Annotated in this window: 13 protein-coding genes; all 13 read right to left on the bottom strand. The window is 41.6% G+C overall.

Annotated features, from left to right (window positions below):
• Nucleotides 1-57: 57 nt before the first annotated feature.
• The 13 genes from H7F25_RS09015 to aroC all read right to left on the bottom strand — a co-directional run bounded on the left by H7F25_RS09015 (nt 58) and on the right by aroC (nt 14,052).
• On the bottom strand, nt 58-1,329 hold the full coding sequence (locus H7F25_RS09015) for a tetratricopeptide repeat protein (protein WP_024422794.1): 1,272 nt from the start codon (nt 1,327-1,329) through the stop codon (nt 58-60).
• A gap of 280 nt (nt 1,330-1,609) precedes the next feature.
• Nucleotides 1,610-2,896 carry a 3-phosphoshikimate 1-carboxyvinyltransferase gene (aroA, locus tag H7F25_RS09020; RefSeq protein WP_185854504.1) on the bottom strand — a complete coding sequence of 429 codons (1,287 nt, stop codon included), beginning with the start codon at nt 2,894-2,896 and terminating at the stop codon, nt 1,610-1,612.
• A gap of 10 nt (nt 2,897-2,906) precedes the next feature.
• Entirely contained in the window at nt 2,907-4,022 is a 1,116-nt protein-coding gene (locus H7F25_RS09025; RefSeq protein WP_024422796.1) for a prephenate dehydrogenase, read from the bottom strand.
• 114 nt (nt 4,023-4,136) lie between these two features.
• Complete coding sequence (hisC, locus tag H7F25_RS09030; protein ID WP_024422797.1) at nt 4,137-5,234, bottom strand: histidinol-phosphate transaminase; 1,098 nt, start codon at nt 5,232-5,234, stop codon at nt 4,137-4,139.
• An 11-nt stretch (nt 5,235-5,245) separates the two neighbouring features.
• Nucleotides 5,246-6,049, bottom strand: coding sequence for a tryptophan synthase subunit alpha (gene trpA / locus H7F25_RS09035; RefSeq protein WP_041109616.1), 804 nt, complete (start codon nt 6,047-6,049; stop codon nt 5,246-5,248).
• A complete protein-coding gene (trpB, locus tag H7F25_RS09040) occupies nt 6,046-7,245 on the bottom strand; it encodes a tryptophan synthase subunit beta (RefSeq protein ID WP_122631040.1) in 1,200 nt (399 codons plus the stop codon). The genes trpA and trpB overlap by 4 nt, the downstream gene beginning before the upstream one ends.
• On the bottom strand, nt 7,226-7,894 hold the full coding sequence (locus tag H7F25_RS09045; protein WP_185854505.1) for a phosphoribosylanthranilate isomerase: 669 nt from the start codon (nt 7,892-7,894) through the stop codon (nt 7,226-7,228). The genes trpB and H7F25_RS09045 overlap by 20 nt, the downstream gene beginning before the upstream one ends.
• Nucleotides 7,891-8,643 carry an indole-3-glycerol phosphate synthase TrpC gene (gene trpC, locus H7F25_RS09050; RefSeq protein WP_185854506.1) on the bottom strand — a complete coding sequence of 251 codons (753 nt, stop codon included), beginning with the start codon at nt 8,641-8,643 and terminating at the stop codon, nt 7,891-7,893. Before trpC ends, H7F25_RS09045 begins: the two co-directional genes overlap by 4 nt.
• Nucleotides 8,636-9,658, bottom strand: coding sequence for an anthranilate phosphoribosyltransferase (trpD, locus tag H7F25_RS09055; protein WP_133744148.1), 1,023 nt, complete (start codon nt 9,656-9,658; stop codon nt 8,636-8,638). The genes trpC and trpD overlap by 8 nt, the downstream gene beginning before the upstream one ends.
• Entirely contained in the window at nt 9,630-11,177 is a 1,548-nt protein-coding gene (gene trpE, locus H7F25_RS09060) for an anthranilate synthase component I (RefSeq protein ID WP_122631044.1), read from the bottom strand. The genes trpD and trpE overlap by 29 nt, the downstream gene beginning before the upstream one ends.
• A 231-nt stretch (nt 11,178-11,408) precedes the next feature.
• Nucleotides 11,409-11,792 carry a chorismate mutase gene (aroH, locus tag H7F25_RS09065; RefSeq protein WP_024422804.1) on the bottom strand — a complete coding sequence of 128 codons (384 nt, stop codon included), beginning with the start codon at nt 11,790-11,792 and terminating at the stop codon, nt 11,409-11,411.
• Nucleotides 11,789-12,880 (bottom strand): 3-dehydroquinate synthase, encoded by a 1,092-nt coding sequence (gene aroB, locus H7F25_RS09070; protein WP_185854507.1) that lies wholly within the window; start codon nt 12,878-12,880, stop codon nt 11,789-11,791. The genes aroH and aroB overlap by 4 nt, the downstream gene beginning before the upstream one ends.
• Nucleotides 12,880-14,052, bottom strand: coding sequence for a chorismate synthase (aroC, locus tag H7F25_RS09075; RefSeq protein WP_024422806.1), 1,173 nt, complete (start codon nt 14,050-14,052; stop codon nt 12,880-12,882). The genes aroB and aroC overlap by 1 nt, the downstream gene beginning before the upstream one ends.
• Nucleotides 14,053-14,102 lie beyond the last annotated feature (50 nt).

Below are 14,102 nucleotides of genomic sequence, written 5' to 3' on the forward strand. Positions count from 1 at the left end.
GTAAATTAAATTGCTATACATGAATTATTCAACAAACCAGTTCTTCATTCCTGCAAACTATAAGGAAATTTCGTCTTCAATTCTTAAAATCGTTTCTTCAATTTCTTCATTCGTGCCATCTTTCTCTAGAACTTTGCGTAATAACGGCAATGCTTCTTTTTGTCTGCCCTCTTCTAAAAGGAACGAAGCGTATTCATATAAAAAGTCACGCTCCTCATCAAAATCAGGCAGGGCAAGCTTGAAATACTCGGCAGCTTCTTTGTATTCTTCTCGCCCGACAGAAGCAGATGCAGCATACCAATTCCATTTTGGATCATCTTCCCCAAAGCTTTTAACCTCTTTAATAACATCCAGAATTTCATCAAACAGCTCTTCATTTAAATAGATCGCCAGCAATGTTTGAACTGCTTCAATATAACCCGGATCGAGAGCAAGTGCTTCTTGAAGAAGTTTTTTCGCATCTTCTGAATCCCCATTTTTCAAATCAATCTTGGCACCATATAAATATAATTCTTTGTTATACTCATCAACTTTAATACCCTCTTTTACTACTTCTAAAGCCTCGTGATATAGTCCTTCTTCCTCATAACTTTTCGCTAAAGGCATATAAAGTGACGAATAGGACGGATCAATATCTTTCAGTTCTGTAAGCTGCTGAATGGCTGTTTTCGTTCTGCCAGCCCTCATTGCTGTAAATCCGTAGCCAAAAAGAGTATTCGGGTCTGCTTGATCTTTTACTGCCTTTTCGTACCATTCAAGTGCATCCTCAAATTCTCCAGCTGTGCTGAGCGATTCAGCGAGCCGCTGATACACATTGACACCGCCAACCTCATGCTGTTGATCTGCCACTTTGTAGAAATAATCGGCCGCTTTTTTTGAAAGGCCTTGAGAAAAATACAACTCACCTAATGCAAAATCGATGATGGCTTCATTCGGAAGTAGTTCTTTCGCTTTTAAAAGCTTTTGTTCACTGACTTCAAATAGTCCTTGCATTTGATACAAATCTGCCATTAACAATAAACTCTCTGGGTACGCATCATCATCTTCAGGAATCGTTTCTAATACTGCAATCGCCTTCTCTTCTTCATCAGAGTCAATCAACAGCTCTGCATAAAAACACGTTAAACCTGTTTCCTCTGGATATAAATCATGTAAATCACTGATGAGATTCCGTGCTTTATCGATATCTCCCCAATCATAATATAATTGAGCCGCTTGCGCCTTTTCTTCATCATGCAAATGCTTCTCTGCTTGAGCAAGTGTTTGGAGTCCTTTTTCAGTCTCACCCGCCTCAACTAATTTTATGGCTTCTTGTAATGAACTATTCAAATCAAACCGTTCCTTTCTGTTTCCAAAAACCTAAACTATTGTTACTTCATATCATAATCGACAGGTACACATCCAGCAAATATGTTGCTCTTTTAAAATGAACCCATTTTTGTGATTTAAAGACTGTTTTTCATTTCATCCTATACGAAACTGATGATTTGTAAACTGCAGACACTATTTTTATCGGACAAAATGTTTTTTTTCAAGGTTTCACCTTGAGACAAGCTATGCTATATTTCTGACAAATATGCAAAAGGAAAGAAAAAGCCTGAGGACCTCCTCAGACTGTTTTCGTTAAATATTCAATGTGTTCAAAGAAATTCGGGTATGAGACACGAACAGCATCTGTATCTTCAATCTCAATTGCTTGCTTTGTCACACATGCGGCAATTCCCAGCATCATACCGATACGGTGATCTCCGTAGCTTGAGACGATTGCGCCGCCTTGAAGCGTAGTTTTACCATGAATCTTCATACCATCATCTGTTGCTTCAATATCAGCACCGAGTTTTTTAAGTTCTGATACGACTGTATCAATTCGATTGGTTTCTTTAACTTTTAACTCAGCAGCATCTTTAATGATCGTTGTTCCTTCTGCTTGGGTCGCAAGAAGCGCAATAATCGGAATTTCATCGATGAGTCTTGAAATCATGTCACCAGAAATTTCAATCCCTTTTAATGATGAAGTAGAAATCGTTAAATCACCATACGGTTCTCCGCCTTTGGCATCTACTTCATTGATCTCAAGGTTTGCACCCATAAGTTTCAGCACATCAATAATACCTGTTCTTGTTTTGTTTAGCCCGACATTTTTTAAGACAATCCGGCTGTTAGGAACGATTGATCCAGCTACAAGGAAAAATGCAGCTGAAGAGATGTCTCCAGGAACAAATATATCGGTTGCTGTTAATGTCTGGCCGCCTTCAATGGAAACACTTTGTTCATCTTCATCTAGTTTTACACCAAACATAGAGAGCATTCTTTCTGTATGATCTCTTGATTTATGTGGTTCAGTTAATGTTGTTGTACCCTCTGCTTGCAGCCCAGCTAAAAGGACAGCCGACTTAATTTGTGCACTTGCCACCGGAGACTCATAAGTTATGCCTTTTAAATGACCGCCACGAATAGACAGTGGTGTATACTCGCCATTTGCTCTGCCGTCTATTTTGGCTCCTAGTTGTTTCAGCGGACCCGTCACACGTTTCATTGGTCTTTTGGCAATACTCTCATCACCAATTAGTGTACTGTGAAACTCACAACCAGCTAATATTCCCATCATTAATCGAATGGTTGTACCAGAATTGCCAACATCAAGAATGTCAGACGGCTCCTTGAGCTCTTTCAGTCCTTTACCATGAATGACAACATCTGTCCCTTTTTGTTCAATTTCAACGCCCATCTTTCTAAAGCAATCAATCGTACTTAAACAGTCAGCTCCAGGAAGAAAGTTTTTCACTACTGTGGTCCCTTCAGCAATTGCACCAAACATCACTGATCTATGTGAAATAGATTTATCACCTGGGATATGAATTTCTCCATTCATAGGAGCATTTTTATGAATTTCCATGTTTGTCACCTCAGTCAGCATAAAATGTATCGTAATTCGCTCTATTTTTTATACAGATTTCTGCACGCTTGCGGTCGTCGTCTGTTTGAAAACTAATGCGTAAAATCCCATTAATGTCTTCCCGCGTCTCAATAATACGGATATTTGTAATACTAATGTTTTCACTTGCTAGATGCCCTGTAATCTCCGATATGACCCCAGGGTGATCCGGAACATCGACATACAGATCATAAAAAGCAGGAATGGCACCTTTTTTCCTTAGAGGCAGTCCATCACGATATTCCTTTGCATCTTGAAAATAAGAGAACAATCCTTCAGCATCTTCTTGCTCTACGAAGGTTTCAATGCGGTTAATCTCTTTTTTCCATTCATGAAAACGGTCTAAAATCTTGTGTTTATTGTGCAGCAGGATATCCCGCCACATTGCAGGATTGCTTGAAGCAATTCGTGTGATATCACGAAAGCCTCCAGCAGCAAACCGTTTAACAAGTGGGAATTGTTCTTCAAAATGATGTGCTTGATGCACAAGGCTGGCTGCAACAATATGAGGAAAATGGCTAATTACACTTGTCACAGCATCATGTTCTTCTGGTGTCATCTCGATGAAATGAGCATTTGTCCCCTTTAGCAAATCCATCAACCGATCAACAGCTTGGCGGTTTGTTTCCTTTGCAGGCGTTAAAATGTAGAACGCATTTTCAAATAAAAAGTCTTTTGCTGCAATAACACCTGACTTATGAGAGCCTGCCATTGGATGTCCACCAATAAATTGGTACTGCTCAGGCAGCGCTTTTTCAGCAAAATGGACGACCTTTTGCTTTGTGCTGCCGACATCAGTGATTGTGAGCTCTCTTTCAATTCCAGAGTCTGCAATATCACTAAGCATCTTTACTGTTTGCTGGACAGGTGTTGCCAAAATAATGGTCGAAGATTCTTCTAAACCAGCCAGAAACGAATCAGCTGTTGCATCAATAATTCCCAGCTTTGTTGCAGCAACCATTTGCTCTTTGGAAACATCAAATCCTACAATTTTTTTATGAGGATACTCTTTTTTAATCGAGAGTGCAATGGATCCCCCAATTAAACCGAGTCCAGCGATTAATATTGTTTCGTTTGCATCATTCATATTCATCACCTGATTTTTCGCGAAAATTAAACAACTTATTTCAACAGCTTATATGTATTGAGGTTGGTACAATGAAAGCCATATCCTGCCTTAGGATATGACTTTATGGTTATGCTACGCACGAATGCCTTGCAGTAAATCGGCAAGTGTACTTAGAATGTCTTCATTTTGCTCTTTTGTTCCGACGGTAATACGTAAAGAAGTCGGAAAACCAAGTGCTTTCCCGGAACGAACAATGTAACCTTTTTTCAATAATGCATTGAACAATTCATCTGCATCTCTTTTAAAATCAATCAGCACAAAGTTTGTTTGAGATGGATAGATATATAGTCCAAAACGGTCTGCAAAATCTTGATATTGCTTAAGACCTGCTTCGTTTTTCTGTCTGCATGATTGTATGAAATCTTGATCTTTGATCGCTGCACGAGCAGCTGCCTGAGCGATACGGCTGGTATTAAAAGGCTCTCTCGCTGGTTCAATGGCAGTAATCAGCTCTTCTGATGCAATTCCGTAGCCTACTCGAAGCGCTGCAAGTCCATATGCTTTAGAAAACGTTCGAAGTACAATGACATTTTGATAATTGTGTAATAAAGATAAACTGTTTGGAAAATCTTCCGCACGAACGTATTCAAAATACGCTTCATCTAGAACAACAAGCACGTGAGCTGGCACTTCGTCTAAAAACGCCACAATCTCAGATTCTGACAAATGATTTCCTGTCGGGTTATTTGGATTACATACCCAGACAACCTTCGTGTTTTCATCGATCGCATCCAGCATGCCCTTCAGATCGTGAGCTCCTCCTTCTAAAAGAGGCACTTCTCGAATTTCAGCATGTTCAATCACTGCATTGTGACGGTATTGCGGAAAAGATGGAGATGGGATGACGGTATTTGTATGTTGGTCAAGGAAAGCTCTCGCAATAATTTGCACAAGTTCATCTGAGCCGTTCCCGAAAATTAATTGTTTTTCACTTACTTGAAGAAACTCAGCAAGCTCCGTTCTTAAACTTGCGCTGTACCCATCAGGATAAATCGCTAAATGTTCGAGCTCAGCTTGTATTGCCTCTCTTGCATGTACAGAACATCCAAAAGGGTTTTCATTTGAAGCCAATTTCACAATTTTGTCTAATTGATATTCTTTTTTGACCTCTTCAATTGGTTTCCCAGGTTGATACGGTTTTAGCTGTTTTAATTGATCTTTGATTTGCAAAATGTTTCACCTCATTTGAATGAATAGAGGGGACTAAATGTTTTTGCATATGTTTCAAATTCTCTTAAAGCCTCTTGACGTGTATCACTTGCCAGCAATTGTTCTTGAAGCTCTTCAATTTTTTTCACAAGTGCACTTCCGACAACAACACCGTCACTCAGTTTATTCATTGAGTCTACCTGCTCTCTTGTTGAGATGCCAAAACCGACCGCAACCGGTATGTGACTCAGCTGTTTCACTTGTTGAATAAAATCTGTAATTGACGCGTCAAAGGATTGTCTGACACCTGTTACACCAAGAGATGAAACACAATACACAAAACCTTCTGCCTGCTCTACAATGTTTACTAATCGTTCCTTGCTTGTTGGTGCAACGAGTGAAATATATGAAATGTCATGTGTTTGACAGTTCTTTTGCAGCTCGCTGCTCTCTTCAAACGGCAAGTCGGGTGTTAAGAGTCCCGAAATATGATTTTTGCGCAGTAAAGCGAAAAAGTATTCTGTGTCTAATTGTAACACAGGATTATAATACGTAAATAGAATTACAGGAATTTTTACACCGTTTTTTTTCATCTTCCCTGCTAATTCTATCGCTTTTACGATATTCATGCCATGATTTAGAGCTCTTTTGGAGGCTCTTTGAATGACAGGACCGTCTGCTAATGGATCGGAATAAGGAACACCGAGTTCAATCGCATGTGCACCGGCTGCTTGAAGGGAGATAGCTAAATCAATCGTGATGTCTTCTGACGGATCTCCAGCTGTGATAAATGGGATAAATAATTTTTCGCCTTGCTCTAATTGAAATCTAATCATTTTGTTTTCCCCTCACTTTCGAGCACGTTCATTAATGTATGCACATCCTTATCGCCTCTTCCTGAAAGGCAGACAAGGACGATTTCGTCTTCATTCATCGTCTTGCTTACCTCAAACGCTTTGGCTAGCGCATGTGCAGATTCAATTGCTGGCAGAATTCCTTCTTTTTCAGTCAGCAGCTTTAGTGCATCTAGTGCTTCTTGATCTGTCGCACTCACATATTGAACCCGCCCGCTCGCATGTAAATAGGCGTGTTCTGGTCCAATTCCCGGATAATCTAAACCAGCGGAAATAGAATATGGCTCAATAATTTGGCCAAATTCATCTTGAATTAAATAGGTCAAAGACCCGTGGATTACACCTTTGGTTCCTTTCGTGATGGTTGCAGCATGGAGCGGCGTATCGATTCCTTTTCCAGCTGCCTCTACACCAATGATATCTACCTCTTCATCTAAAAATGCCCGGTACATTCCAATGGCATTACTTCCGCCGCCAACACAGGCAATGACTTTATGAGGAAGTCTTCCTTCTTTTTCAAGCAGCTGCTCTTTTGCTTCATCACCAATCATGCGCTGGAACTCGCTGACGATTTGAGGATACGGATGAGGGCCTACAACGGAGCCAATCATATAAAAATGATCACTGCAGTGCTGAACCCAATAGCGGATGGCTTCGTTGGTTGCATCTTTTAGTGTACCATTTCCGCTTGTGACAGGTATGACTTCAGCGCCAAGCAGTTTCATTCGAAAGACATTGAGTGATTGTCTTTCCACATCTTCTTTTCCCATAAATACCGTGCAGGATAACCCGAACTTTGCGGCCACCGTTGCAGCAGCTACTCCGTGCTGGCCCGCGCCTGTTTCTGCGATGATGTTTGATTTCCCCATTTTTTTCGCAAGCAGGGCCTGACCAAGCGCATTGTTAATTTTATGAGCACCCGTGTGATTTAAATCTTCTCTTTTTAAATAGATTTTTGCGCCGCCGAGGTATGCTGATAATTGGTCAGCATATGTAAGCGCAGTTGGTCTGCCTGAATAGTTTCGAAGTAGTGATACATATTCTGCTTGAAAAGCAGGGTCTTCTTTTAATTCACGAAATGCCTGCTCGATTTCTGCAAGTGGCTGCATGAGCGTTTCCGGGACAAATTTCCCTCCGAATTCTCCGTATCTGCCAATCTCATTTGGATATGCGTACATCATTTAACATCCTTTCTTCGAGCGCTTCGATCTTAGCGCTGCTTTTCTTTCCGTTTTCTTCTATTCCGCTTGAAAGATCGATCGCTTCTGGACCATAGGCAAGGAGTTCTTCTACCGTTTCTGGTGTGATGCCGCCTGCAATTATGCAAGTTTTCTCCAGCCGTTTTGCATGCTTAACGTATGCAGGCACCGCCTCCCAAGCAAAAGCTGTTCCAGAGCCGCCTCTCATCCCTTTTACTTTCGCATCAATAAGGAAGCCATCGACAACAGGCGCAAATGCCGTCATTTTTTCAAGCGTGTTTGTGATATTGGATTCGTGGTGGAACACTTTCCAAACGACAGCCCCTGTTTGTTGTTTGATTTCTTTAGCGTCATCCTGCGTTTCATCTCCATGAAGCTGTACGATATCTAAAGGTATATGTTTTGTGATCTCACACACTTTTTCGATCTTTTCATTTACAAATACACCGGCAATTTTTTTCTCACACTTTGTTTGGATGAGCCATTGTTTCACTTGATCTGATTGGACTTGTCTTTTACTTGGAGTAAAAATAAATCCAATGGCATCTGCATGAGATTGCGCAATACATTCCACATCATCTTGTGATACTGCCCCGCAATATTTTACATAAGGCTTCATCCTGTTCATTCTCCAAACAATGTCTGAACGGCTTTTTCTTGTGATTGTTCTCTCATTAATGATTCTCCTACAAGAACTGCACCCGCTCCATGTTTCTTCACAAAGGCCAGATCATCAAATGTTTGAATACCGCTCTCACTCACTAGTAAAACATCTTTTGGAACAAGGGGTGCGATCTCTTTTGTTTGTTCGACTGTTGTTGTAAATGTATTTAAATTCCGGTTGTTCACTCCAATGATTTCAGGAGTGAACAACTTTAAAATATTTTCCAGTGTATCTGCTGCATGTACTTCGACAAGGACATCAAGGCCTTTCTCTTTCGCTTCAGCATAGAGCTCGTGCAGCTTTTGCGGCTCAAGTAATTCTCCAATTAATAAAATGGCATCTGCCCCTATACGTCTTGACTCTTCTACCTGTATGGAGTCAATGATGAAATCTTTTCTTAAAATTGGACGATCTACGTGTTTTTTAATGAGGGATAAGTATTCGTTTTTCCCTTGAAAGAACGGTTCATCCGTTAAAACAGATAAGCAATCAGCGTTTGATTTTTCGTAAGCTTTTGCTGTTTGTAAAGGATCAAAATTCGGTTGAATGATTCCTTTGGAAGGAGACGCTTTTTTCACCTCCGCAATGAGACCAATTGAGCGATGAGGATTCATGAGTGCTTCTTTAAATGATCGTCTTTCAAAGTGTCCATCTACTGGTAACTGCAATGTTTGAATATGTTCTTTTTTGCGGGCAATGATTTGATTAAGCATAGATCTCTTCCTCTCTCGTTTTTTGTTTTAAACGAGCCAATTGTTCTTTGGCTGCGCCGTTTTTAATCGTTTCAATCGCTTTTAATGTCCCGGCCATGAGGCTTTCTGACTTCCCTGCGACATATAAAGCGGCTCCAGCATTCAGGGCTGTAATATGAAGCGGCGCCCCTTCTGTTTGATGATTCAATATATTCTGAATCAATTTAGCACTCTCTTCCGGAGATTGGACCTGAATTTCTGATAAATATCCTTTTTGCAGCCCAAAGTCTTCTGGATTGAGTGTATATTCTGTCATGACATCTTTTTTGAGTTCAATCACATATGAATTTGCTGTAATCGTTAATTCATCCAGTCCATCTTCTCCGCAAACAAACAGCACATGTTCTGGCTCTAACGGTGCAAGGGCTTCTGCCATTAATTTTGCCTTTTCCTTTGAGTAGACACCGATGATTTGCTTTTTGGCTTGCATTGGGTGGCAAAGCGGGCCTAAGAGATTAAATACCGTCCGGAAGCCGAGCTGCTTGCGGACTGCGGCTACTTGTTTCATAGATGAATGATACAATGGTGCAAATAAAAAGCCCATGTTTTTCTCTTGTATTTGTCTTCTTGTTTCTTCTGGTGTGGATTGAATATGAATCCCAAGACACTCTAGTACATCGGCACTCCCGCTTTTAGAAGAAACTGATCGATTTCCGTGTTTGGCGATTTTGGCTCCAGCAGCGGAAGCGACAATGGCAGCGGCAGTTGATATATTAAAGGTGGAGAGTCCATCGCCTCCTGTGCCGCAAGTATCTACAACATCAAGCGCTTGTTCCATTGGTGCTGCATTTTGCCGCATGGCTTTCACAAAACCCGTCATTTCTTCAGCGGTTTCTCCTCTATGCGCTAAAATCGAGAGACTCGCAGCGACTTCAGCATCTGTTAAAAAGCCGCTCATCATATCATGCATGAGTTTATTTGCTTCATTTTCTGATAGAAAGCCTCCATTAACAAGAGCTGATAGTCGGTGATTCATCCTGCACACTCTCCTTTTCTGAGAAAATATGTTCCGCAAGCTGAATGGCTTTCAGAAGTGCTCCTGCCTTGTTACAAGTCTCTTCCCATTCATTTTCTGGGACAGAATCAGCCACAATGCCGGCGCCTGCTTGTATAGAAGCGGTATGATTTTTGACACTCATCGTACGAATCGTAATACAAGAGTCGATATTGCCGTCGAATCCAATATAAGCAATACAGCCGCCATACGTTTCCCTTGGCTCAGGCTCCATTTCATTTAATAATTGCATCGCTCTTATTTTCGGGGCACCTGTTAATGTGCCTGCTGGGAATGCGGACATGAGCGCATCAACTGGATGTGTATCCCGCTTTAGCTTTCCTGTCACAATGGAGATGATGTGCATGACATGAGAGAAGCTCACTACTTTTGTAAAGGTTGGTACGGACACACTGCCGTATTCTGCCACACGGCCTACATCATTTCTAGCAAGATCCACTAACATGTAATGCTCGGCTTTTTCCTTTTCATCTTCAAGCAGCTCTCTTGCTAGTTCAGCATCCTCTTCTCTTGTTGTTCCTCGTTTTCTTGTGCCAGCAATAGGATGAATTTCTAAATGCCCATTTTTGGCATGGATTAATCGTTCTGGCGAGCTGCCGACTAAATCACGATCTTTTAATTTCATAAAATACATATAAGGAGATGGATTCACAATCCGAAGCACGCGGTATAACTCAAATGAACTCACTGATACAGGGATATCAAATCGTTGCGAGAGTACGCCTTGAAAAATGTCACCCGCTCGAATGTATTCTTTGATTTTTTCTACGTCTTTTAAAAATTGCGCTTTTTCATAGGTTGACGTCACATGTTCAAAGGATGGCGGCTCATTCATATTCCCTGATAAAATCAGTTCTTTCATATCAACCTTTGAATGGAGCTTGTGAATCATCTGTTCAAGCTGTTTTTGATTTTCTTTGTAAGCTCGAATTTTTTCGTCTTCTGTTTCATGTCCGGCGAGCTGAGTGTATTGGATAAAATGAACATGATTTGTTTCATGATCAAAGGCAATCATCGTTTGGCAGACAAATAATGTGCAATTTTCTGCCAGCGATGCGCTGCGGTGAGGCCTGACAGAAGGTTCAATGTTTGGGATCAGATCGTAGCTTAAGTACCCAACAGCCCCGCCTGTAAATGGGATATCAATATCTGGCGTTTTGATTTGATATTGCTCTTTCATCCAATCCAGCAGTTCTTTCAGCTCTTGCTTTTGCATGACTTCCTGCCCCGCAGCGTCACGTGCAACGTATTTGTTTTGGTCATCATGTAAGGTTAAAAACGGGTGCAATCCAATGAAGGAATATCTCGACCAGCTGGAAGACTCATCTTTGCTTTCTAGCAAATACACAATATCTTGTTTGAGTTTTTCAACAATTTGAATCGGTGAGAGCGTATCGACTGTAATGGTTTCAACAATTGGGATCGTTTTGTAGGACTCACTGTCCTTTAAAAATTGGGTCAGGTTTGATTGGGAATTCATAAGCACACTCCTTAAATGGGATTAAGGAGAATGAGGGGACATATAGAGGGTTTGTATGAGTATACGAAATAAGCCTAAAAGAGGGTTGCTCTTTTAGGCAGTATGATTAAATAGAAGTATCGTATCTCTGCTCAACTCTACTCATCTCAACTACCCTAGTCTCATTCTCATCTTCTCTAAGCTTGCAATGCCGTTTACACCTGTGTGTAAACTTCGGCTGTTCATATCGTATTATAATTCCTTGTTTTTTGTCAACTGTAAATCAGGGCGAAGCGTCACAGCTTCTTCCAAGTATACATGCTGTATGTCTTCCTGCTTTGTATCCGTCTGGACAGTCATTAAGACACGAATACATTGCTTTAAACCGCCATCAATGTCCAGTTCCTGCATGCAAGTAACTGGTACATATGTCCATCCTTCAAACTGACGAAGTGCTTTTGCCGGAAAAACGGAGTGAATATCTTGTGTAGCTGAAATCAAGATCTGCACGACACGTTCTGGATCTACTTGGTTTCTTGAAATGATCGCTTCTAACAGCTGTTTCGTTTTGTTTAACACTTCTGTTTCTGTATCTTCTATTACAGTTGTAGCCCCACGTATCCCGCGAAACATCATAGACATCCCTCCTCCCGTTTCCATTCTTCGAGCCAGTAGTGCAGCTCATCTTTTGTGAAAGACTGCAAGGTGACGTCTCCAACCTGTTTTAATAAAACAAATTGAACACTGCCGCCCCTTGCCTTTTTATCTCCAATCATCCGGTCAACAAAAGTTTTTGTGGAAATATCTTGTGTGACTTGTACAGGGAACCCTAGCTCTTTCATCCACTCTTTTAGTTCCAAACGATTAAGGCTGAGCCCCAGCTGCTTTTCGCTCACATACAGCGCAAACTGCATGCCGATTGCAATGGCATCTCCATGCGTGATGGCGCCATATCCATACTCTGCTTCAATGGCATGCCCGAGTGTATGGCCTAAATTCAAAAATGCACGCACACCTTGTTCTTTTTCATCTTCTTGAACGATTGACGCTTTGACTTGAATGCCTTGATACAGCATATGTGCCAGCTCGCTTTTTGATAAATCCGTCAAAGAACGAATGGACATGAGTTCTGATAAAAATGCTTCACTTGAAATCAGTGCATGTTTGATGACTTCTGCAAAGCCTGATCTTCGTTCAATTTGAGATAGTGTCTCAAGCATACTAGTATCATAGATCACAGCTTTCGGCTGATGAAACGCACCGATTAAATTTTTACCGAGCGGATGGTTGATCCCTGTTTTCCCGCCAACTGCACTATCATGTGCCAGCAGTGTCGTCGGCACTTGGATAAAATCAATGCCTCTCATATAAGTGGCAGCAGCAAAGCCAGCCAAATCTCCAATTACGCCGCCTCCCAGCGCAATGATGCAGGAGGAACGATCAAGCTGAAATTGAATGGCTTTCGTATGAATATGCTCAAATTCGGCAAAGGATTTTGACTGCTCTCCGCTTGGCACAACCACTTTGTTCACAGGCCACTTCTGCTGAAGTAAGCGAACCATCTCATCACCATAAATGGCATCAACAGCTGCATCTGTGACGATTAAGAGCTTCGTATAGGAATGCCCAGTGGAAGTTATCAAGTCGACGATATTGCGTTTAATCCCATCACCGATAAATACAGGATAAGTGGCTGAAGACGTCTTAACTTCCAGTGTTTTCATTAAAATTCCCTCTGAAGCTGGCGCATTTTCTCAACATTTTCTTTAATGCGGTCGATTTGGTCAAGGCCAAACTGCTCTACTACTGCATTGGCAATTTCCCATGCAACGACTGCTTCTGCAACAACACTTGCAGCAGGAACAGCACAGCTGTCAGATCGTTCAATACTTGCAGAGAAAGGTTCTTTTGTTTCAATGTCAACGCTTTGAAGCGGCTTATAAAGCGTTGGGATTGGTTTCATAACTCCTCTTACGACAATTGGCATACCCGTTGACATTCCGCCTTCAAGACCACCTAGGCGATTTGTTTTTCTCGTATAGCCCTTTTCTTCATCCCAGATAATTTCATCATGGACCTCACTGCCATTTTTAGAGGCTGCCTCGAAGCCAATACCGAATTCAACCCCTTTAAAAGCGTTGATACTAAGTACAGCGCCAGCAAGCTTGCTGTCCAATTTACGGTCGTAATGAACATAGCTGCCAACCCCAACCGGCATCCCTTCAACGATGACTTCAACAATTCCGCCAATTGAATCGCCGTTTTTCTTCGCTTCATCAATTGCATCCATCATTTTCTGACCCGCTTCACTGTCATAGCAGCGAACAGGTGATTCTTCTGTTACCTTCTGCAAATCTTCAATAGACTCATATGCTGTATGAGCTGCTTTCACTCCGCCAATTTCAAGAACGTGGCCAGCTACTTTAATCCCTAGATGCGCCAAGATTTGTTTGGCAACTGCGCCTGCTGCTACTCGAACAGTTGTCTCGCGGGCTGATGAGCGCTCTAATACGTTTCTCATATCACGGTGTCCATATTTGATCGCCCCATTTAAATCCGCATGTCCTGGTCTTGGACGGGAGATTTGACGCTTCATTTCACTTTCTTCTTCTTCCGTGATCGGCTCTGCCCCCATCACCTTTGTCCAATGCTTCCAGTCGTTGTTTTCAACAACAAGTGCGATTGGGGAACCTAATGTTCTCCCGTGGCGAACACCACTTAACACTTTCGCCTGGTCTTTTTCAATCTGCATTCTTCTTCCGCGGCCATGACCTTTTTGTCTTCTAGCCAATTCATAATTGATGTCATCCTGCTCTATGTAAAGTCCCGCTGGAACTCCTTCAATAATTGTGGTCAGTTGTGGACCATGTGATTCACCTGCTGTTAAGTACCTCATGACTCAATCTCCCTTCATCGCATTAACGCTTTTAAGTAAAAATATAATAA

Source organism: Bacillus sp. PAMC28571 (assembly GCF_014250435.1).
Classification (GTDB): Bacteria; Bacillota; Bacilli; order Bacillales; family Bacillaceae; genus Bacillus; species Bacillus safensis.